15 protein-coding genes, 1 tRNA gene and 1 pseudogene are annotated in these 22372 nt (G+C 38.7%); 8 read left to right on the top strand and 9 right to left on the bottom strand.

Features of this window, described 5'->3' with window-relative positions; genetic code table 11:
• Window positions 1-116: 116 nt before the first annotated feature.
• The 3 genes and pseudogenes from H7N69_RS00505 to H7N69_RS00495 all read left to right on the top strand — a co-directional run bounded on the left by H7N69_RS00505 (window position 117) and on the right by H7N69_RS00495 (window position 5601).
• On the top strand, window positions 117-1544 hold the full coding sequence (locus tag H7N69_RS00505) for an amino acid permease (RefSeq protein WP_187884361.1): 1428 nt from the start codon (window positions 117-119) through the stop codon (window positions 1542-1544).
• A 12-nt stretch (window positions 1545-1556) separates the two neighbouring features.
• Window positions 1557-2525, top strand: coding sequence for an arginase (gene rocF / locus H7N69_RS00500; protein WP_187884359.1), 969 nt, complete (start codon window positions 1557-1559; stop codon window positions 2523-2525).
• Window positions 2526-3061: 536 nt separating this feature from the next.
• A pseudogene (locus H7N69_RS00495) lies at window positions 3062-5601 on the top strand (TonB-dependent receptor family protein).
• Window positions 5602-5690: 89 nt separating this feature from the next.
• On the opposite strand, the gene H7N69_RS00490 reads toward H7N69_RS00495, so the two are convergent.
• Together H7N69_RS00490 and H7N69_RS00485 are read right to left on the bottom strand one after the other, a co-directional pair.
• Window positions 5691-6398 carry a YgjP family zinc-dependent metalloprotease gene (locus tag H7N69_RS00490; RefSeq protein WP_187884357.1) on the bottom strand — a complete coding sequence of 236 codons (708 nt, stop codon included), beginning with the start codon at window positions 6396-6398 and terminating at the stop codon, window positions 5691-5693.
• Window positions 6398-9376 (bottom strand): type I restriction endonuclease subunit R, encoded by a 2979-nt coding sequence (locus tag H7N69_RS00485; RefSeq protein ID WP_187884355.1) that lies wholly within the window; start codon window positions 9374-9376, stop codon window positions 6398-6400. The genes H7N69_RS00490 and H7N69_RS00485 overlap by 1 nt, the downstream gene beginning before the upstream one ends.
• A gap of 69 nt (window positions 9377-9445) precedes the next feature.
• On the opposite strand from H7N69_RS00485, the gene H7N69_RS00480 reads away from it, so the two are divergent.
• Window positions 9446-11899, top strand: a complete 2454-nt coding sequence (locus H7N69_RS00480; protein ID WP_187884353.1) for a type I restriction-modification system subunit M — start codon at window positions 9446-9448, stop codon at window positions 11897-11899.
• Between the two features lie 7 nt (window positions 11900-11906).
• A complete protein-coding gene (locus H7N69_RS00475; RefSeq protein ID WP_187884351.1) occupies window positions 11907-13088 on the top strand; it encodes a restriction endonuclease subunit S in 1182 nt (393 codons plus the stop codon).
• 908 nt (window positions 13089-13996) lie between these two features.
• Here the strand turns inward: H7N69_RS00475 and thyX are convergent.
• Genes thyX through H7N69_RS00450 form a run of 4 tightly spaced genes read right to left on the bottom strand, consistent with a single transcriptional unit; the run spans window position 13997 to window position 17263 of the window.
• Window positions 13997-14623 (bottom strand): FAD-dependent thymidylate synthase, encoded by a 627-nt coding sequence (gene thyX / locus H7N69_RS00465; protein WP_002206799.1) that lies wholly within the window; start codon window positions 14621-14623, stop codon window positions 13997-13999.
• Window positions 14624-14646: 23 nt separating this feature from the next.
• Window positions 14647-16440: a glutamine--fructose-6-phosphate transaminase (isomerizing) gene (gene glmS, locus H7N69_RS00460; protein WP_187884349.1), complete on the bottom strand. Its 1794-nt coding sequence runs from the start codon at window positions 16438-16440 to the stop codon at window positions 14647-14649.
• A complete protein-coding gene (locus H7N69_RS00455; RefSeq protein ID WP_040178999.1) occupies window positions 16441-16680 on the bottom strand; it encodes a DUF2443 family protein in 240 nt (79 codons plus the stop codon).
• A 46-nt stretch (window positions 16681-16726) separates the two neighbouring features.
• Window positions 16727-17263, bottom strand: coding sequence for a purine-nucleoside phosphorylase (locus tag H7N69_RS00450; RefSeq protein WP_187884347.1), 537 nt, complete (start codon window positions 17261-17263; stop codon window positions 16727-16729).
• Window positions 17264-17415: 152 nt separating this feature from the next.
• On the opposite strand from H7N69_RS00450, the gene dnaA reads away from it, so the two are divergent.
• Together dnaA and H7N69_RS00440 are read left to right on the top strand one after the other, a co-directional pair.
• Complete coding sequence (gene dnaA / locus H7N69_RS00445) at window positions 17416-18789, top strand: chromosomal replication initiator protein DnaA (protein ID WP_187884345.1); 1374 nt, start codon at window positions 17416-17418, stop codon at window positions 18787-18789.
• Between the two features lie 228 nt (window positions 18790-19017).
• Window positions 19018-20457 carry a competence protein gene (locus H7N69_RS00440; protein WP_187884343.1) on the top strand — a complete coding sequence of 480 codons (1440 nt, stop codon included), beginning with the start codon at window positions 19018-19020 and terminating at the stop codon, window positions 20455-20457.
• A gap of 2 nt (window positions 20458-20459) precedes the next feature.
• Here the strand turns inward: H7N69_RS00440 and H7N69_RS00435 are convergent.
• Window positions 20460-20535: transfer RNA gene (locus tag H7N69_RS00435), tRNA-Phe, on the bottom strand.
• 101 nt (window positions 20536-20636) lie between these two features.
• Here H7N69_RS00435 and H7N69_RS00430 point away from each other — a divergent pair.
• Complete coding sequence (locus H7N69_RS00430) at window positions 20637-21389, top strand: exodeoxyribonuclease III (RefSeq protein ID WP_000767549.1); 753 nt, start codon at window positions 20637-20639, stop codon at window positions 21387-21389.
• Here H7N69_RS00430 and H7N69_RS00425 read toward each other — a convergent pair.
• Window positions 21386-22021 carry an outer membrane protein gene (locus tag H7N69_RS00425; protein WP_021173906.1) on the bottom strand — a complete coding sequence of 212 codons (636 nt, stop codon included), beginning with the start codon at window positions 22019-22021 and terminating at the stop codon, window positions 21386-21388. The two genes, H7N69_RS00430 and H7N69_RS00425, sit on opposite strands and share 4 nt — an antisense overlap.
• A gap of 3 nt (window positions 22022-22024) precedes the next feature.
• Window positions 22025-22372, bottom strand: coding sequence for a hypothetical protein (locus tag H7N69_RS00420; RefSeq protein WP_150181319.1), 348 nt, complete (start codon window positions 22370-22372; stop codon window positions 22025-22027).

Here is a 22372-nt window from a genome sequence, read left to right as displayed (position 1 = left end):
AGTCTTACTTTTTTACACAATAAAGTTAATTTTGTTTGTTATTCATTTTCTTATTATTTTGTAATCGTTGGTTGGGATTTAAAATAGAATTCACTTAACGATTAAAGGATGCGTTTATGAAAGACAACACAACCTTAAGTAGGGACATTGGCTTCAACCAATTGATGATGATCGCTTTAGGGGGGACGATTGGCACCGGGCTTTTTGTAGGCACAGGGGGGAATATCGCTAGCGCGGGCCCTTTAGCCACGCTTTTAGCGTATTTGATTGGAGGGATTATTGTCTATTCTATTGTTTTATCTTTAGGAGAATTAGCGAGCGTGTATCCCACCACAGGGAGTTTTGGGGATTATGCGAGCCGTTTCATTAACCCAAGCACCGGGTATATGGTCTTTTGGATGTATTGGCTGAGCTGGGTTTTAACCGTGGCCGTGGAATACATCGCCATAGGCCTGCTTATGCAACGATGGTTCCCGACTGTTCCTGTGTATGTGTGGGTCATCGCATGCATTGCGCTTTTATTTCTATTGAATTTCTTTTCGGTTAAAATTTTTGCCACAGGCGAATTTTTGCTCAGCACCATTAAGGTTTTAGCGGTCTTTGTGTTTATTGTGCTTGGGGGCATTGGCATTGTTTATTTGTTTTATTTGCATGGATTTGAAGGCGTGTTTGCTAATTTCTATTTTAATGGGGAGACTCAAGGGCTAGAAAAAGGCTTTTTTCCTAAAGGAGTGGGGGCATTCTTTGGGGCGATTTTAGCGGTGATTTTTGCTTACACGGGCACAGAGATTATCGGCGTTGCAGCAGGAGAAACTAAAGACGCGAAAAAAGTCATGCCTAAAGCGATTAAGGCGACTTTATGGCGGATCGTGTTTTTCTTTTTAGGGGCGGTGTTTGTGGTATCGGTGTTTTTACCCATGACGGATAGCGGTTTGACGCAAAGCCCTTTTGTGAGTGCGTTAGAAAAAATCCCCTTACCCTTTTTGGGCGTGGGTATCCCTTATGCAGCAGATATTATGAATTTTGTCATCGTCACTGCGATTTTATCCACCGCTAATTCTGGACTATACGCTTCAGGGAGGATGATTTATGGCTTAAGCCAAAAAAAGATGTTTTTCCCTCTTTTTGCTAAACTTAACGCCTCTGGCACGCCCACTTATGCTTTATATTTATCTTTAGGGGTTACACTTATTGGCATGCTCACCGAAGCGTTTGCACCAGAAAAAATCATGGCAAGCTTGATCAATGTGGTGAGTTTTATGGTGATTATTGTATGGATCAGCATCAGCGTAGCACAATACCGCTTCAGGAAAGAGTATCTGGCTTTGGGGAAATCCTTAAAAGATCTGCCTTATAAAGCCCCCCTTAATCCCTTAATCCAAATCATTGGCATCAGCGGGTGCTTAGTGGGGCTTATAGGGGCGTATATGGATGCAAATGAACGCATTGGAGGGTATCTCACGCTAGTGTTTATGGGGCTTTGCTATGGAGCGTATTATTTGAGTAAGGACAAATGGGGCTATCAGCAAGAAAAAGGAATTTGAAGGAGTTATAAAATGATTTTAATAGGATTAGAAGCGGAATTAGGAGCGTCAAAAAGAGGCACCGATGTTGGGGTTAGGCGTTTGAGAGAAGCTTTGAGTAAAACGCATGGCGATGTGATTAAAGGCATGCAAACGATCACTCAAGAGCGGTGCGTGCTTTATAAGGAGTTTAGATACGCTAAGAATTTTGAAGATTACTACCTTTTTTGTAAAGAAAATCTGATCCCTTGCATGAAAGAAGTGTTTGAGAAAAAGGAATTCCCTTTGATTTTAAGCTCAGAGCATGCGAACATGTTTGGGATTTTCCAAGCCTTTAGGAGCGTTCATAAAGACAAAAAAATAGGGATTTTGTATTTGGACGCGCATGCGGATATCCACACGGCTTATGACAGCGATACAAAGCACATTCACGGCATGCCTTTGGGCATGGTTTTAAATCGTGTCCGTAGTGGGTTTAATCCTATGAATGAGAGCGAAGAAAAGGCATGGCAAAAGCTCTGCTCTTTGGGGTTGGAAAAGGGAGGGTTAGAAATTGATCCTAGATGTTTGGTGTATTTTGGGGTAAGAAGCACCGAACAGAGCGAAAGAGATGTGATTAAGGAATTACAAATCCCTTTATTTAGCGTGGGCGCGATAAGAGAAAACATGCAAGAAGTGGTTCAAAAAACCAAAGAATCATTGAAAGCGGTGGATATTATTTATCTCAGTTTGGATTTAGACATTATGGATGGCAAGCTTTTCACTTCTACCGGCGTGCGTGAAAATAACGGGCTGAGTTTTGATGAATTAAGGCAATTACTAAGCTTGCTTTTAGAAAGTTTTAAAGACCGATTAGGGGCCATTGAGGTAACCGAATACAACCCCACGGTGAGTATAAAACACAATAACGAAGAAGAAAAGCAGGTTTTAGAGATCTTAGATCTCATCATCAATAGCTGTAAAATTAAAGATAAGAAGCACTCTTTTGCAAGGAGTTACTGATCGCTTTTCAAACCAAACGATAAAAAGTTGAAAAAGTTAAAAAATGAGATCTAAAAACAGGAGGCATCAAGAAAAAATCAGCACAAAAATCCTTTTGACAAAGGATTTTAAGGCTAAAATGGTATATACACAAACACAAAAGAGTAATCATTTAGGGCGTTAGCGCTTTTGAGATCACTTAAAGCTTAGGCCTAGATTATCAGTTTATGGATTTTATTCTATAAGGGGCAGTGTTTAGATGAAAAGTTAAACCGCTTTTAGCGTCAAAGAATGTCTTGTGTGTTTTGAGAATGCATGCAGGCTCGTTGTGTGTCAAAATGGGGATTTTTCACTAGAGATTGAGTAAAATCAGCAAAATCAAAAAAAAAAAAAAGATTTTCATGGGATCAATAAAATTTTAAGAATTTTATCATAAAATTCTGTGAATTATTAAGTTTTTTTAGTTTTTATTACTTAATAATTGGCGTTCGTTATCGGTTTGATTTTACTTAAAAAATTTAAACCATTTTTTAATCTCTTAATATAAGGAGTTTGTGTTGCATAAAAAAGTTCTGTTGGCTTTAACTGCCAGCTTGATTTGCCAAGAGTCTTTGTTCGCTAAGGAAAAAGATTACACTTTGGGCAAGGTTTCTACTGCCGGTAAAAAGGATAGATCTGATTATTCTGGGCAGGTCAATTTGGGTTATAGCGGGATTACTGCGCCTAAAAGTTGGCAAGATGAAGAAGTGAAAAAATACACAGGAAGCCGCACGGTGATCTCTAACAAAGCGCTCACCCAACAAGCTAACCAAAGCATTGAAGAAGCTTTACAGAATGTCCCAGGTCTGCAAATTAGGAATGCGACAGGTGTAGGGGCTATGCCTACTATCCAAATCCGTGGCTTTGGAGCTGGGGGTTCAGGGCATAGCGATGCGACGCTTATGTTAGTTAATGGTATTCCTGTTTATATGGCCCCCTACGCTCACATTGAGCTAGACATTTTCCCCGTTACCTTTCAAGCCATTGATCGCATTGATGTGATCAAAGGTGGAGGCAGCGTGCAATATGGGCCTAACACTTATGGGGGTATTGTCAATATCATCACTAAGCCTATCCCTAATCAATGGGAAAACCAAGCGGCTGAAAGGATCACTTATTGGGCTAAGGCTAGAAACGCTGGGTTTGCCGCTCCCCCTGATAAAACCGGCGATCCTTCTTTCATCAAGTCTTTAGGCAATAATCTCCTCTATAACACTTATGTGAGAACGGGAGGGATGATCAATAAGCATGTGGGTATCCAAGCACAAGCTAACTGGGTTAGAGGGCAAGGCTTTAGGGACAATAGCCCTTCTAATATTTCAAACTATTGGCTAGATGGGGTCTATGACATCAATGAAAACAACGGGATTAAAGCCTATTACCAATACTACGATTTTGCTATCGCTCAACCGGGATCACTCAGCGAGCAAGATTACAAAATAAACCGCTTCGCTAATCTACGCCCTCTCAACCAAAAAGGCGGGCGCTCACAACGCTTTGGGGCTGTGTATGAAAACCGCTTTGGGGATTTAGACAGAGTGGGCGGGACTTTCAGCTTCACTTACTATGGGCAGTTGATGACTAGGGACTTTCAGGTGAGCTCTAGCTACAATAGCGCTAACATGGTTACTTGTTTTAGCGAAGCGGCATGTAGGGCGGCAGGACTTCCGGCAGGGTATAACTTGGCTGTGCCTTATTATGCCACTAACTACAATGGTTGGGCAGAAGTAGAAAACCCTGTGCGCTCCATTAACAACGCTTTTGAGCCTAAAGTGAATTTGATCGTCAATACCGGGAAAGTCAAGCAAACCTTTATCATGGGCTTGCGTTTCATGACCACCACCTTTTTACAACGCCAATACTTAAACACCAATGAATGCGCCACCAAAACGAGCGGTGAGGGGGCAGGATTCTTGTGTGAGGGCGCTAATGTGATGAGCGGTTGGAAACCTCACATCAAGCATGGCGTTTATAGAAACTGGAATAACTGGCGTAACAATTACACGGCAGTTTATTTGAGCGATCGCATTGAAGCTTGGGATGGGCGCTTTTTTATTGTGCCTGGTTTGCGCTACGCTTTTGTGCAATACAACAACGAAAATGCGGCTAACTGGATGCAAATCCCTGAGAAGGATTTAAGAAAAATCAAGCACATGAACAATTGGATGCCCTCAACCAACATTGGATTTATCCCTGTGCAAGGCGATCACAATGTGCTTACCTACTTTAACTACCAACGCTCTTTTGTCCCGCCTCAATTAGACGTTTTGAGCTATGGAGGAGCGGAGTATTTCACCCAACACTTTGACACGGTGGAAGCAGGAGCACGCTACACCTATAAAGATAAATTCAGCTTTAATGCGGACTACTTTAGGATTTGGGCGCGCGATTTTGCCACCGGGCAGTATTCAGTCTATACGAGTGGCCCTATGAAAGGCAATGTGCGCCCCATTAATGGCTATCCATTAATGGCTATTCTCAAGGCGTGGAGCTAGAATTGTATTACAGGCCTATTAGAGGGTTGCAATTCCATGCCGCTTTCAACTACATTGACACTCGTGTAACCAGCCATGGCCCTTTAACAGACTTGAACGGGGATGTGCTAAAAGGGACTAGCTATAACAAGCATTTCCCTTTTGTAAGCCCTTTCCAGTTCATTCTTGACGCTCGTTACAACTGGCGTAAAACCACCATTGGTATTTCTAGCTATTTTTATAGCCGCGCTTATAGCGGGATTAGCAACAGCGCAGCAGGAGGCTATTATGGGATGCAATATTATAGTGGGGGGAACAACTATGAAAGCGTTCTTAATAGCGGTTATCAATGCGAAGCTTGGTGTATGACCCAGCATGAAGGGCTCTTGCCTTGGTATTGGGTGTGGAATATCCAAGTGAGCCAAATTTTCTGGGAAAACGGACGACACAGAGTTACAGGAAGCTTGCAAATCAATAATATTTTCAACATGAAGTATTATTTTACAGGGATTGGCTCTAGCCCTGCAGGCTTGCAACCCGCGCCTGGAAGATCGGTTACAGCGTATTTGAACTACACTTTCTAAAGGCTTTAAAAAGGAGGGGCGTTATTGCACTATGATGAGCCGCTCAAATTAGCCGCTTAGCGGTTTTATTGAAATGATGAAACATTCATTTAAGAATATTCCAAATAAGTTTCTTTGAGGCTGGCCTTAGCCCTTTGCCAATTAGGTAAATACAAACTCAGCAAATCCCTAAAATATTCGTTATGGTGGCGCGCTTTGAAATGCAATAATTCATGCACAACCACATATTCAATGCCCTTTCTAGGCGCTTTAGCCAATTCCAAATTAAAAAGTAAGGTGCGTTTAGCAATATTACAACTCCCCCATATCCGTTTCATTTTTTGGATCTTAAAGCTTTGTATGCTTTCGTTTAAAATCTTTTCGTATTGGTTGATATAGGTTTGTATTTTTTCTCTTAAAACTTGTCTGTAATAGTTTTCTAACACTTTTAAGCGGTTTTCTAAGCTTGTCTTTTTCTGGACATGCAAGATTAAATATTTAGGGCTTTGGAGGACGAAGTGTTTTTTTATAGTGTGTTCAATCTTTAACAAATAGCGTTTCCCAAAAAGATAATGGCTTTCTCTTTCTAGCATGCCTCTTTGGCTCTGTCTGTTTTGGTTTAAAAAATTTTGTTGCTGTTCTTTTATCCAAGGGAGTCTTTTGATCAAAGAAAGCCTAAGGCTCTCATCATTTAGAGCTAGGGGGCAAGACACACGCACAGAGCCATCAGGCGGGCAAACGCTAATGTGTAAATGCTTAATATCCTTTTTTTCTATAGCGATGTTGGTATTATTTAAAGTCAAACAATAAGCGTTCATTAGTGATACTCCTCTATGTGTTTGGCTAAATTAAAAACATTTTCTAACAAAACCTCATCATCGTTTATGATTTTTCTTAAAGCGATTTTAAGGTTTTTTTCTTTTTGATTGTGCCCCACCCAACCATCTTTTTTATTATCCCTTATGCATGCGTCTATTTCTAGGGCTAAGGCTTCATTTTCATCTAAATTATCATAGAGGGTTTTTAAAGCGTTAGTGTTGATCTTTTTAGGGTAATTTCTATCTTCTTTATCAATAACTTTTTTGGCTAAGTCGTGGATTTGTTGCAAGTATTCTAAATAGGTTAATTTCTTTTCTCTAAACTGGAGAATCAAATCGTTTAAAAGCGAAGATAATTTTTCGTAATACTTAGGATCGCTCGCTTCTTTTTCTATAATGCGTTTTCTGGTGTTGTTAGCGATGCTTTCTGCCATAGAGCTTTCATTTTTAAATACTTGAGATAACGCCTTATTAAAATCATCAATATCCATTTGGGCTAAAACTTCGCACAGCCCTTGATCTTCTATTTGGAATAACACCTCGCTATCCGTGGCTTTAATGTAAGCGTCTAAGATCCTACGCATCTCTTCGCTATAGCTTTTTAAATCCACGCTATCCCCACTACTCAAGCCAATCACCTTTTGTAAATGCCTGTAAAATTCCGCTTCTTGTTTGATTTGTCGCGTTTCTTCTTTAGAATAAATGGGCTTTTCTAAATTATTCAATTCCACAAACATTCTTAAAAACGCGCCAACAAGCTGGTAAAACAACCGCCTTTTTTGAGCGTTTTTTTCTAAATCGTTCCCACAAAAATAAGCGATATAATCCATTTCATCTTTTGGCTCTTTCACGCTTTCACAAAGCGATTTTAACTGATCTCTAGTTTCTTCTAATTTTTTCTTAATCTTTTGGGCTTTGTCAGAAATAAACCCTTGAATGTCTTCTCTTTCATAGTTTTCAAACGCTTTATTGGTGTAATCGCTGTGCGCTTCTTGTAGGCTATCAAACAAATCCTTATAGTCTATGATACAGCCAAAATCCTTATCCTCGCTATCTAGTCTATTCACCCTGCACACCGCTTGAAAAAGCCCATGATCTTGCATTTTCTTATCAATATATAAATAAGTGAGACTTGGCGCATCAAAACCGGTCAATAGCTTATCCACCACGATCAATAGCTTCATTCTAGCAGGCTCATTAATAAAACGCTTTTTAACTTTTTCTTCAAACTCTTTAATTTTGTTAAGGGCTTTTTTCTCATCTTTTTCATTAAAAAAGTTTTGCAGCATTTTGCAATAAGTGCGGTATTTGTAACTCTCTTCGCTCTCATCGCTCCCACAATCTTTCAGATCAGCGATATTGGGTTCATAGCTTGTGATCACAGCCACCTTATCCTTTAATTCTGTTTCTAAAAAGAGTTCAAAATACTGGCATGCGTTATACACGCTTTCAGCCACCAGCATGGCATTCCCCTTTTCACTCCTTAATCGTGGGAGTTTTGCCATATCCAATACAATATCTTGCACAATGCGAGCTAATCTGTCTTCAGTGGAAAAAACTTTTTGCAAATTAACCCATTTCTTTTTAAGCTCTGTTTTAGCCGTCTCATTCAAGCCTTGGGTTTTTAATTCAAAATATTCGTCTAGCTTTTCAGGGCTACTGACATATTGATCCACGCTTCTGGCTTCATAGTTTAAATCTAGCACCACCCTATCGCTAACGGCTTCATTAAATTTATAGCAATGGATATAATTCCCAAACACTTCCTGGCTTGTCCTTCTATCTTGTTTCAATAAAGGCGTGCCGCTAAAGGCGATAAAAATCGCATTAGGGAGCAGGCTTTTCATGGCTTTATGCAATTTACCGCCTTGGGTTCTGTGGCATTCATCCACTAAAACAATCCATTCCTTTAAAACAGGTTGTTTTTTTAAATCTTCTAAGTCGTTGTCATCAAACTTATGCACAAGCGAGCCAACCAAAAATTCCTTATTTTCAAACAGCACGCTCAATAAATCCTTCTTGCTGTCTGCGCGATAAAGATCCTCGCCTATCCCACTAAACACGCCTTGAATTTGAGCGTCTAATTCCCTCCTGTCTGTAACGATTAAAATCCTTGGCTGTTGGATATTCATTTTTAGCCATTGAGCAAGCCACACCATAGTAAGGCTCTTACCGCTGCCTTGCGTGTGCCAGATAATCCCCCCTTCTTTTCTTTTAATAAATTCTTGCGTTTTCTTAATTGCAAAATACTGATGGAATCTGGCGCATTTCTTTTGCCCTTTATCAAAAATCAAAAAATCATGGATAAATTCTAAAAACCTTTCTTTTTTTAAAAAGCATTCAATCGTCTCAAACAAATTTTTTTGAACGCCTTCTTCTTTCCAAGAAAGGTAGTATTTTTCTTCAGTCTCTATGACGCCATATTTTAGCCCTTGACTTTCATTGCCCGCCATAACCAATTGGATCGTTTTGAAAAAATCTCTAATAAATTCTTTCTTCTGGTTGTCTAAATTTTGCCGGATACCGCTTTCTACGCTCACGCTGGATTTTTTCAATTCTAGCACCCCTAAAGCGATCCCATTAACATAAAGCACCACATCCGGCCGCTTCATGTTTGGCCCTTTAACGCTCACTTCTTCAGCCACGCTAAATTCATTCTTAGAAACATCTTTCCAATCAATGAGATAAGTCGTTTGAGTGTTTTCATTCTGGCTTATTTTAGTGTTCACGCCATAAATCAAAAGCTCGTAAAATGTTTGATTCGCTTCGTATAAATCGTTTTTTAAAGCGTTGTGGATTTTCTGCTCAATTTTATGCCACCTTTCAGGCTCAATTTTTTGATTTTTAACTAGCCATGCTTTCAAGCTTTCTTTATTGATGTTTTCATTATCGCTCTTTGTTAAATCCCCTAAATACGCATAGCCCATGCTTTTAAAAGTTTCTATGACTTGTTTTTGAACTTCTCTTTCTGTTTTCATCATAAACCCCTTAAGAACGCTTTTTACCGCTTTATATTATAATCCTAAAAACAAAATAGGGCGGTTAAAATGGCGATCAAAAAAAGCGAATTGTATAGCTCTTTATGGGCTGGAGCGGATAGCTTAAGGGGCGGAATGGATGCGAGCGAGTATAAAAACTACGTTTTGAACTTGCTTTTTTTAAAATACATCAGCGATAAAGCCAGAAACAATAGCTTTAGCGAAATAGAAGTGCCGCAAGGGTGTTTTTATGAAGACATTCTCGCTTTAGAGGGCGATAAGGAAATAGGCGACAAACTCAATAAAATCATCGCAGAAATCGCAGAGCGAAACGACTTAAAAGGCGTGATTGACAGCGTGGATTTTAACGATAACACTAAGCTTGGAGAGGGTAAAGCGATGATAGACACCCTTTCTAATTTGGTTAAAATCTTTGCTGATTTGAGTTTGGGCGCGCATGGGGCTTTAGACGATGATTTATTGGGCGACGCTTACGAATATTTAATGCGCCATTTTGCCAGCGAATCCGGTAAATCCAAAGGGCAGTTTTACACCCCTAGCGAAGTTTCGCTTTTATTGTCCCTTTTGCTTGGCATTGATGAAAACACCAGACAGGATAAAAGCATCTATGACCCCACTTGCGGGAGCGGTTCGTTATTATTAAAAGCTTCTAGTTTGGCCGGCAAAAAAGGCTTAACTATCTATGGTCAAGAAAAAGACATTTCCACCACAGCCCTTTGTAAAATGAATACGATCTTACACAATAGCACTGATGCTGATATTGCTAAAGGAGGTTCTAGCACCCTTTCTAACCCCCTTTTTACTACTGAAAATGGCATGCTAAAAACCTTTGACTATGTTGTGGCTAACCCTCCCTTTAGCTTGAAAAATTGGACTGATGGGCTAAGCATAGACCCCAAAAGCAAGCAAGTCATTAATGATCGTTTCAATCGTTTTGAAGACGGCACGCCCCCTGAAAAAAATGGCGATTTTGCTTTTTTGCTCCACATCATCAAATCCTTAAACCCCACAGGCAAAGGGGCAGTGATTTTACCTCATGGGGTGCTATTTAGGGGGAACGCTGAGGGCGTGATTAGAAAAAATCTTTTATTAAAAGGCTATATTAAAGGCGTGATAGGCCTAGCCCCTAATCTTTTTTATGGCACTTCCATTCCTGCATGCGTGATCGTTTTAGACAAAGAAAACGCGCATGCCAGAAAGGGCGTTTTTTTGATAGATGCGAGCAAGGATTTTAAAAAAGACGGCAATAAAAACCGCTTGAGAGAGCAAGATGTCCAAAAAATGATAGACACTTTTAACGCTTACAAAGAAATCCCTTATTATTCCAAAATGGTGAGCCTAGAAGAAATCAGTCTAAACGACTATAACTTGAATATCCCGCGCTACATTGCCGCCAAGCAAGAATCAGAAAAAGACTTGTTCGCTTTAATCAACAGCCACAAGGCCAGTTATTTGCCCAAAAACGAGATTGAAGCCTACGCCCCTTATTTTCAAGCGTTTAAAGAGCTTAAAAACACGCTGTTTAAAAAGAGCGATAAAGAGGGTTATTACGCTTTAAAAACAGAATGCGAAAACATTAAAGAATTAATCATTCAAAGCTCAGAATTCCAAACCTTCCACGCTTCTGCTTTAAACGCTTTTGACCGATTGGATTTATTTGAAACTTTTAATGATTTAGAGCCAGGTTTTAACCCAAAAAGCCTCATAGAAAGCGTTTGCTCAAAGGTTTTATACGAATTTGAAAAAATAGAAATTTTAGACAAATACGGCGTGTATCAGCTCTTTAAAGATTACTACAATGAAGTTTTGCAAGACGATTGGTTCCTTCTTTCATGCAACGGCTTTGAGAGCGCTAAAAATTTAAGGAAATTAACCCCCCTAAAAGACAAAAACAAAAAAGCCAACTATTTAGAAGAGCCGGATTTTGTCATTCAAAAAACCTACTATAAAAGCGATCTGATCCCTAAACATTTAATCAAACAACGCTTTTTTGAAAAAGAAACAAAAGAATTAGAAGAATTAGAAAACGCCCTTAATGAAAAAGAGGCCCATTTTGAAGAATTTATAGAAGAGCATTCCAACGAAGAAGGGCTTTTTTATGAGTTGAAGATCAATGAAAGCGTTTTGAAAAAAGAGCTAAAAAACGCCACCGATTCAGAAGATGAAAAAATCCTAAAAACCGCTTTAGAATGGCTAGAAGCTAAAAACAAGGCGCTAAAAATGAAAAATAAAGCTTATGAGGAGCTGGAATTAAAAGCGTTCCACCAGTATAAAAACCTTGAAATCAATGAAATTAAGGATCTCATCATCCAAGACAAATGGCTTAAGAGCCTAAAAAACGCCCTAGAAAACAAAATTTTAAAACGCATCAACGCTTTTACTAGCGCCCTTAATGGAATCATTCAAACTTACTCTAACAGCTTATTAGAATTAGACAAAGAAGTCAAAGAGAGCGAATCAAAAGTTTTAGAGCATTTGAAAGATTTGGGGTTAATGGGGTGATAAACGCATGGACGCATTAACAACGCCCTCAAATTGGCAAAAAGTAAGGCTTGGGGATGTTGGCAAACCATGCATGTGTAAAAGAGTTATGAAACATCAAACAACACGATATGGTGAAATTCCATTTTATAAAATAGGCACATTTGGCAACACCGCTGATGCCTTTATTTCAAAAAAGCTATTTTTAGAATACAAAACGAAATATTCTTTTCCAAAAAAAGGCGATATTTTGATTTCTGCTTCCGGAACTATTGGTAGGGCAGTCATTTATGACGGAAAACCCGCTTATTTTCAAGACTCAAATATTGTTTGGATTGACAATAATGAAACATTAGTAAAAAATGATTTTTTATTTTATGCTTATTCTAATATTAAATGGAATACAGAGCATACAACTATCTTAAGACTTTATAACGATAATTTTAAAAATACTTTAATCCCCCTACCCCCTCTAGACGAACAAATCGCTATCGCTAACGTTTTAAGCGATTTGGATCGTTATCTTTATTCTTTAGACGCCCTCATTCTTAAAAAAGAGAGCGTTAAAAAAGCTTTAAGCTTTGAACTATTGAGCCAAAGAAAACGCTTGAAAGGCTTCAATCAAAATTGGCAAAGAGTGAGGCTTGGGGATATATGCGAAATTGTTAAAGGGCAACAAATAAATAAAATTAGCCTAAATAACACAGATAAATACCCTGTTATAAATGGTGGCATTGATTTTTTGGGCTACACAAATAAATTTAATGTTTCAAAGAATACAATAGCAATTAGTGAAGGTGGCACATGCGGATATGTTAGGTTTATGACAAGCAATTTTTGGTCAGGAGGGCATAACTATTCCTTACAAAAAATTAGCAATAAGGTAAATAATTTATGTTTATACCACATTTTAAAAAGTTATGAAAAGGATATTATGAAATTAGGAGTTGGGTCTGGATTAAAGAATATTCAATTAAAAGCCTTAAAAGATTTTGAAATCCCCCTACCCCCTCTAAACGAACAAATCGCTATCGCTAACATTTTAAGCGCTTTGGATCATGAAATCATTAGCCTTAAAAACAAAAAACGCCAATTTGACAACATCAAAAAAGCTTTAAACCACGATTTAATGAGCGCTAAAATCAGGGTTTTAAAAAAAATTAACGCCCCAAAAGTCAAGGACAAACCCGCTTATAAAGGAAACCCCTAAGCTTTTAAACTTAGGGGAACTTTGGCTAATATATTACTTTTCTATAGAAAAGACCACTTTAAACCCCTTAAAAGAGATTTTAATGTATAATACTAGCCAAGAGTTTTTATCATGTTTTCTTCGCATGATAAACCCTTTTAACCGTGATTTGCCCCATATCGCAACTATGGGGCGTGATGAAATCCTACAACAAACCCCCTTAAAACTTTTAATTTTACAAACGCTAAAAACAAGATTAAAAAATTGAATGAAAAGATAAAAAATAAAACGCCCCAAAAAGTCAAGGACAAACCCGCTTATAAAGGAAACCCCTAAGCTTTTAAACTTAAGGGAACGCTCTTAGAAAATCAGCGTTTCACAGAAACGATTACTTTAAGCCCCAAAAAAGCAAACTCAAAGTATAATGTTTTCCAAGAGCGTTTGTTATGTGTCTTTGGCATAACATGCTCCTTTATGTGGTTTGCCCCATATCGCAACTATGGGGCGTGATAAAATCCTACAACAAACCCCCTTAAAACTCCTCATTTTACAAACGCTAAAACAAGATTAAAAAATTGAATGAAAAGATAAAGAGATAATAAACGCCCCAAAAGTTAAAGGCAAACCCGCTTTTTAAAGGAAACCCCTAAGCTTTTAAACTTAAGGGAACGCTCTTAGAAAAATCAGCGTTTCACAGAAACGATCACTTTAAGCCCCAAAAAAGCAAACTCAAAGTATAATGATCTCCAAGAGCGTTTGCCATTTTTGTGTTTCATGGCATGCTCCTTTTGACATAGGATTTGCCCCATATCGTAACTATGGGGCGTGATAAAATCCTACAACAAACCCCCTTAAAACTCCATCTAGTCAAAAATAAGGCGTTTTAAAAACATCAAAGAATGAGCATTATTAAGCGGCATTGTTTAAAACTAATGTTTCAAACAATCTTCAAATAAGTATTGATGCTCGCCAGGTAAAGCGTCAAATAAGGCTTTGGCTAAATCTTGCATTTCTTTTAAGGCTTTATTACTGCTCCTTAAAGTCAATAAATTTTGCAAGCTCCTAGCGTTAATGCTATAGGCTAAATGCGTTTTATAGCTTTCAGGCATGGCGTATTTGGCTAAATCGTTTTTAATGTTATGCTCGCTCAACAAAACCCTTAGGTTTTCCAAAGCTAAAACGCTCATTGCATTCACTTTTTCATCATCCACAAAAACTAAAAACTCTTTCGCTCTTTCTAAATTCGTTTCATTAAGGGGTAAAAAGCTCTCCACTTCTTTCAATTCCCTTAAAGTGTAACGGCTTGATTTCACGCTCAAGCTCGCTATTCGATGCCGGCTCAATTCTTGCAACGCTCCCCTACTCAAACCCTTGATTTCAAAATTGTAATAAAGATGCTCTAAAGTGGAAGAATGCCTAAAAATATTCCCCACCCTGTGGATCAAATCCTTATCCTTACAGCCTCCGTCATCGCTGTATTCAAAACTCTGCCAACAAGTGCGGATCGCTTGGCTCGCAATGTCTAAAGGGGTGTAGTGCTTACAAATCACTTCCATTATTTGACTCCTAATATCGCTTTTTATTCCACGGTAACGCTTTTAGCCAAGTTTCTTGGGTGATCCACATCGTGGTTCAAACGCATAGCGATTTCTAAAGCTAAAAGCTGCATCGCTAAATTCATGCGGAAAAATTCTTCCATGTAGCTTTCGCTCTCTTCTAATTGGATAAAATCATCAGCGATCTCTAAAATTTCAGAGCTTAACACGCAAATCGTAGAATCCCTAGCGCTCAATTCTTCAATATTGCTTTTGGTTTTATCAAATAACAGATGCTTAGACAATAGAGCAATGGTAAAAAGGTTAGAATCCACCAACGCAATAGGCCCATGCTTCATCTCCGCGCTCGCATACCCCTCAGCGTGCAAGTAGCTGATTTCTTTAAGTTTTAGCGCTCCTTCTAAAGCGAGCGGGTAAAACACATCGCGCCCGATATAAAAAAAGCCATGCCCATGCAAGTAGCGTTTGGATAAACGCTTGATCTTTTCATGCAATTTAGGCTCTACTTTCATCGCCTTCACGCTATTGAGCATGTTTTTAGCTTGGATTCTTTCTTCTTCTTTAGAGATGGTCCCTAGCTGTTTGCCTATATACACGCTCAAAAGCCATAAAAGCATCACTTGCGAAGAAAACGCCTTAGTGGATGCCACGCTCCTTTCTACCCCCGCTCTAATCAAAAGCGTGTGATCGCTAATGCGGCTCATCATGCTAAAAGGGGCGTTACACAAGCTAATGGTTTTAAGCCCTTGGGCTTTGGCTAATTTTAAAGCCTCCAAAGTGTCAGCGGTTTCGCCGCTTTGAGAAATCGCTATAAAAAGCTCGTTAGGGTTGCTTTTAAAATGGGCGTAGCGGTATTCGCTCGCTAAAATGGCTCTCGTTCTTATTTTGGCTAACCTTTCAAACAAATACACGCTCGCCAAACTCGCATGATAACTGCTCCCACAAGAACACAGCGTGATTTCATTCACATTTTCTAAAAATTCAGGATCGATCTCGCAATACACATTCAAGGCTTCCAAGCGCCCCTCTAAGCACTCTAACAAACTGCTGTGCTGCTCATAAATCTCTTTTTCTAAATAATTCCTAAAATCCCCTTTAGAATAATCCTTGTTTTCAAAAGCGTAATCTTTCATGTTTTCAATGTGTTTTAAATCTTTAAAATTTTCTAAAGAAATCCGCCCCACGCTGTTTTCTTCTAAAATGACAAATTGATCCACTTTAGGGGCTAACACGCTCAAACTGGACGCAAAAAACACCCCCTCTTTGCCCTTACCCACGACTAAAGGCGAAGAAGATTTAGCGTAAAACAAGCTCTCTTTAGCCCTTTTATGGAGCATTAAAATCGCATAACTCCCTTTTAAAAGGCTGATGCTTTTTTCAAAGGCTTTCAATAAATCGCTCTCGCTTTTAAGCGTTTCTTCTAATAAATGCGCAATGACTTCCGTGTCCGTTTGGCTCAAAAACGCATGCCCTTTGTTTTCCAATTCTTTTTTCAAGCTCGCGTAATTTTCAATGATGCCATTATGCACTAAGGCTAAATTTTCTGTAAAATGCGGGTGGGCGTTCGCGCTGCTTGGCTTGCCATGCGTCGCCCATCTGGTGTGAGCGATACTCACGCCAAAATCCAAAAACTCTTTATTTTTAAGCTCTAGTTTAAGGTTTTCTAATTTCCCTTGAGTTTTAAACACTTCCAAACGATCATTGCTCAATACGGCTAAGCCAGCGCTGTCATAACCTCTGTATTCCAATTCCTTTAAGCCCTCTAAAAGAATGGATTTTTTCTCGCTATCCCCTATATAACCTACAATCCCGCACATTTAAAACACCAATAACCCTTTTTTGATCTTATTTAAAGCGTTAATAAGCTCCTTCAATCGCTCCACTTCTTCGCTTAATTGCGTAAAAAACGCTTCATTCACGCCCTTTGGCATGTCCATGCTCCCTCTTTTAATTTCAATGAAATCCCCCAAACTCAAATCCGCTAATTTTAAAAGCATTTCAATTTCATTTTGCGAATCTTCAATCTCCGCTAAAATCTTGCGCATTTTTTCAAACATCCAACCGCCTTTAATTTTAGAATGCTCCATGATAGCTAAAGTATTCTTATAAGCTTTTGAGCGTGTCTTCTAAAATCTGTTTGACTTTGGCATGGTTTTCTTTAAATTCCTTATGCGCGTTAAGTCCTACATAGTTACTCACGCAAAAAATCCCTTTAGCTTTCAAAGAAAACGCCTTAGCCACGCTTAAAACGCTAAAAAACTCCATGTTTTCTAATAAAACGCCCTTTTGAACCATTTTTTTAGCGAACATTTCGCTCATGTGGATATAGTTACTGCTATTCACACACGCCCTTTCAAAAAGAGCTTCCTCTTCAGTTTCTATTTGAATGAAATTATCCAAAGGCGTGTAGCTGTTTAAATGGCTAAAACTCTCTTCAATTTGATAGCCGCAAACGCTTTCAAACACGCTTAAAAGCTCCATTTCTGGGCTATAACTCCCCGCGCTCCCTATAAAAATAAGGCTTTCTGTATCAGGGTTTTTTAAACATATCCTCGTTAAATTAATCGCGCTTCCTATCAAGCCCACACCAATAGGCACCGCCCCTTTTAAAGTTTCATTCCTTCCAGCGCAAAGCAGCATGAAAATCCTTTTTTCGCATCCATTAGCTTATTATAAAGCAAGCATTATAGACAAACCCTTAAAAGAAACACCTTAATTTTAAGGCTTCATTCACATTTCATTCACATGTTATTCCTTTTTCATTCACAACTTATTCACGCTATAATAACGCCATGGATACCAACAACAATATTGAAAAAGAAATCTTGGCGCTAGTCAAACAAAATCCTAAAGTTAGTCTCATAGAATATGAAAATTACTTGAGCCAACTCAAATACAACCCTAACGCGAGCAAGAGCGATATTGCCTTTTTTTATGCCCCCAACCAAGTCTTATGCACCACGATTACGGCTAAATACGGTGCGTTGCTTAAAGAAATTTTAAGCCAGAATAAAGTCGGCATGCATTTAGCCCATAGCGTGGATGTGCGTATTGAAGTAGCGCCTAAAATCCAAATTAACGCCCAAGCTAATATCAATTACAAAGCCATAAAAACGAGCGTCAAAGACTCTTACACTTTTGAAAATTTTGTCGTAGGCTCATGCAACAACACCGTTTATGAAATCGCTAAAAAAGTCGCCCAAAGCGATACGCCCCCTTATAACCCGGTGCTTTTTTATGGCGGAACAGGGTTAGGCAAAACGCACATTTTAAACGCTATCGGTAACCACGCCCTAGAAAAGCATAAAAAAGTCGTGTTAGTCACTTCAGAAGATTTTTTGACAGACTTTTTAAAGCATTTAGACAACAAAACCATGGATTCTTTTAAAGCAAAATACCGCCATTGCGACTTTTTCTTGTTAGATGACGCTCAATTTTTGCAAGGAAAACCCAAGCTAGAAGAAGAATTTTTCCACACCTTTAACGAATTGCACGCCAACAGCAAACAAATCGTATTGATTTCAGACCGATCGCCTAAAAACATCGCCGGCTTAGAAGATCGCTTAAAATCGCGCTTTGAATGGGGGATAACCGCTAAAGTCATGCCCCCTGATTTAGAAACCAAACTTTCCATTGTCAAACAAAAATGCCAGCTCAATCAAATCACTTTGCCTGAAGAGGTGATGGAATACATCGCCCAACACATCAGCGACAATATCCGCCAAATGGAAGGCGCAATCATTAAAATCAGCGTGAACGCGAACTTGATGAACGCTCCCATTGATTTGAACCTCGCTAAAACCGTTTTAGAAGATTTGCAAAAAGATCATGCTGAAGGCTCAAGCTTAGAAAATATCTTGCTCGCTGTCGCGCAAAGCTTGAATCTCAAATCCAGTGAAATCAAAGTCTCTTCGCGCCAAAAAAATGTCGCTTTGGCGAGAAAATTAGTCGTGTATTTTGCCAGGCTTTATACCCCTAACCCCACGCTCTCGCTCGCTCAATTTTTGGATTTAAAGGATCATTCAAGCATTTCTAAAATGTATTCTAGCGTTAAAAAAATGCTTGAAGAAGAAAAAAGCCCTTTTGTCTTAAGCCTTAGAGAAGAAATCAAAAACCGCTTGAACGAACTGAACGATAAAAAAACCGCTTTCAATTCAAGTGAATGAAAAAAGGCTCATCAAAAAGCGTTTCATTCACTTTTTTTCAAATCCCACAACCCCCCTAAAAACGCGCACCTCTAAAGCTTTTTATTGTTTCATTCCATCCATTCACGCCCCTACTACTGTTACTAATTATTATTAATTAAAGTGTTACCTATCTATAACTTATTGATAACTTTTACTAAACCTTTTTTTAAGCTATAATCCAAAAATCCAAAATAAAAAGGAACAAGCATGAAAAAATCCCTTTGTCTGTCTTTCTTTCTGACTTTCTCTAACCCTCTTCAAGCCCTTATGATCGAGCTTTTAGAAGAGATCAAAACTTCGCCGCATAAAGGCACTTTTAAGGCTAAAGTCCTTGATTCTAAAGAACCCAGACAGGTTTTAGGCGTTTATAATATCTCCCCAAACAAAAAACTCACGCTCACAATCACTCACATATCCACTGCAATCGTCTATCAACCCCTTGATGAAAAACTCTCTTTAGAAACGACCTTAAGCCCTAACCGCCCTACTATTCCCAGAAACACCCAAATCGTTTTTTCTTCAAAGGAATTGAAAGAATCGCACTCAAACCCAATACCTTCTTTAAACGCGCCCATGCAAAAACCACAAAACAAACCCCATTCATCGCAACAATCCCCTCAAAACTTTTCTTACCCAGAGTCCAAACTAGGCTCTAAAAACTCTAAAAACAGCCTTTTACAGCCTTTAGTAACTCCTAGCAAAGTAAGCCCCACTAACGAAGTTAAAACGCCAACAAACGACGCTAATCCCCCTTTAAAGCATTCTTCACAAGATCAAGAAAACAACCTCTTTATAACGCCACCCACTGAAAAAACGCTCCCTAACAACACCCCTAACGCTGATGCGAGTGAAAACAATGAAAGCAACGAAAATAGGGATAATGTGGAAAAACAAGCCATTAGAGATCCTAATGTTAAGGAATTCGCATGCGGGAAGTGGGTTTATGATGATGAAAACTTGCAAGCCTATCGCCCAAGCATTTTAAAACGCGTTGATAAAGATAAAGAGGTTACAACAGACATTACCCCTTGCGATTACAGCACCGCTGAAAATAAAAGCGGTAAGATCATTACCCCCTATACTAAAATCTCTGTTCATAAAACAGAGCCTTTAGAAGAGCCTCAAACTTTTGAAGCTAAAAACAATTTTACGATTCTTCAAGCCAGAAGCTCTACAGAAAAATGCAAAAGGGCTAGAGCGAGAAAAGATGGCACGACTAGGCAATGCTATCTGATAGAAGAGCCTTTAAAACAAGCATGGGAAAGCGAGTATGAAATCACCACGCAATTAGTGAAAGCCATTTATGAACGCCCCAAACAAGACGATCAAGTAGAGCCGACTTTTTATGAAACCAGCGAATTGGCTTATTCTTCCACACGAAAAAGCGAAATAACGCGCAATGAATTGAATTTGAATGAAAAATTCATGGAATTTGTGGAAGTGTATGAAGGGCATTATTTAAACGATATAATCAAAGAGAGCAGCGAATACAAAGAATGGGTTAAAAACCATGTGCGCTTTAAAGAAGGGGTGTGCATGGCCTTAGAAATAGAAGAGCAACCACGAGCCAAAAGCACGCCTTTGAGTATTGAAAACTCTCGTGTTGTGTGTGTCAAAAAAGGGAATTATTTATTCAATGAAGTTTAAGATGGTGGCTTGAGGCGGAATCGAACCACCGACACGAAGATTTTCAGTCTTCTGCTCTACCGACTGAGCTATCAAGCCAAGCAAAAAACAATTATTACATAAAAAAGGTAAAATAAAGCTTAATTTTTTAAAAAATGACTAAAAAGATATAATTCACTCAAAATTAAACAAGGATTAAAATGAAATTGATTTCATGGAATGTGAACGGGTTAAGAGCTTGCATGACTAAGGGCTTTATGGATTTTTTTAATAGCGTTGATGCGGATGTTTTTTGCATTCAAGAATCTAAAATGCAGCAAGAACAAAACACCTTTGAATTTAAAGGGTATTTTGATTTTTGGAATTGCGCGATTAAAAAGGGCTATTCTGGGGTGGTAACTTTCACCAAAAAAGAGCCTTTAAGCGTGAGCTATGGCATTAATATTGAAGAGCATGACAAAGAGGGGCGCGTGGTAACTTGCGAATTTGAGTCGTTTTATTTAGTGAATGTTTATACCCCTAATTCCCAACAAGCCCTATCCAGGCTCAGTTATCGCATGAGTTGGGAAGTGGAATTTAAGAAATTTTTAAAAGCTTTAGAGTTGAAAAAACCAGTCATTGTGTGCGGGGATTTGAATGTGGCTCACAATGAAATTGATTTAGAAAACCCTAAAACAAACCGAAAAAATGCGGGTTTTAGCGATGAAGAGAGAGGGAAATTCAGCGAGCTTTTGAACGCCGGTTTCATTGACACTTTCCGTTATTTTTACCCTAACAAAGAAAAGGCTTATACTTGGTGGAGTTACATGCAACAAGCAAGGGATAAAAACATTGGTTGGCGCATTGATTATTTTTTATGCTCTAATCCTTTAAAAACGCGCTTAAAAGACGCTTTAATCTATAAAGATATTTTAGGGAGCGATCATTGCCCGGTGGGGTTGGAATTAGTTTAAAGGTAGAAAGTGTGCGAAATAAAGACGGAAAAAAGCCTTACAAAGGGTGAGTCGTATTCAAAAGCAAAAGGCCATTTGATCCCCACTTCAATACTAGCGTCATGGTGGAATAGCACGGTTTGGAATTTAAACCCCACTAAACCTAGCATCCTAAAATTGGAAGTTTTGAGCGAAAACCCTTGAATGCTGCGCCAATCGTCAATGATGAAATTCGCGCTGTGTTTGGAAAGAGTCCATGTGTTTTCAGCAACTTGCATGCCATAAAAAAGAGAAAATACATACAAGGGGTTTTTATTGTATTCCACGATCAAATCCCCTCCAAAGCCATAAGTGAACATGTTCGCTTGAGCGCCCGTTCTTTTATTGAGAATGACATTCCCATAATCCATAAAAAAGTAATAGCGCGAATAAAACCAGTAATTAGTGGGGTTAATCTCCCAGCCTAAAGAAAAGCTCGCCCCTTCAATCGTGCGTTTGAGATCGTTGTATTTTTTCATGATCATTTTCCCTACCTGGTATTGAGAAGCCACATAAAAACGGCTTTTGGCTTGCGTAAGGGTAGGGCTTAAAAAACAAACGCTTAAAAATAAAGGGGTTACTTTTTTAAATAAATCCTTTGAAAAAAATTTCACACTTTAATACTTCCTGTTGAGTGGGGAGCTGAGATTGTCTTGGTGGTTAGTGGCTCGTTGCAAAACGTTATTCGTTCTTTTTTGCGAAGGATCAGCGTTTTCTTCATTATTGATTTCATCAATTTTATTTTCGTTATTGATCAGATCATTCACTTCTTTGGTGACTTTTTCATCTTCTTCTTCATGCTCAATTTTTTTTATATCCTTATTAGGTTGATTGATTGGATTGTTTTGAGTGGTTTTAGTGTTGTTTTGGTGCGATTGAGACGATTTTTTAGGCTCGTCTTTGCATGCACTAAATAGGCTTAAAACAAAAGAGATAGCGATAAAATGAGTGATTTTAGATTTCAT

This window comes from Helicobacter pylori (assembly GCF_014497725.1).
In the GTDB taxonomy this organism is placed as follows: Bacteria; Campylobacterota; Campylobacteria; order Campylobacterales; family Helicobacteraceae; genus Helicobacter; species Helicobacter pylori_DE.
This window is presented reverse-complemented; position numbering and strand designations above follow the sequence as displayed.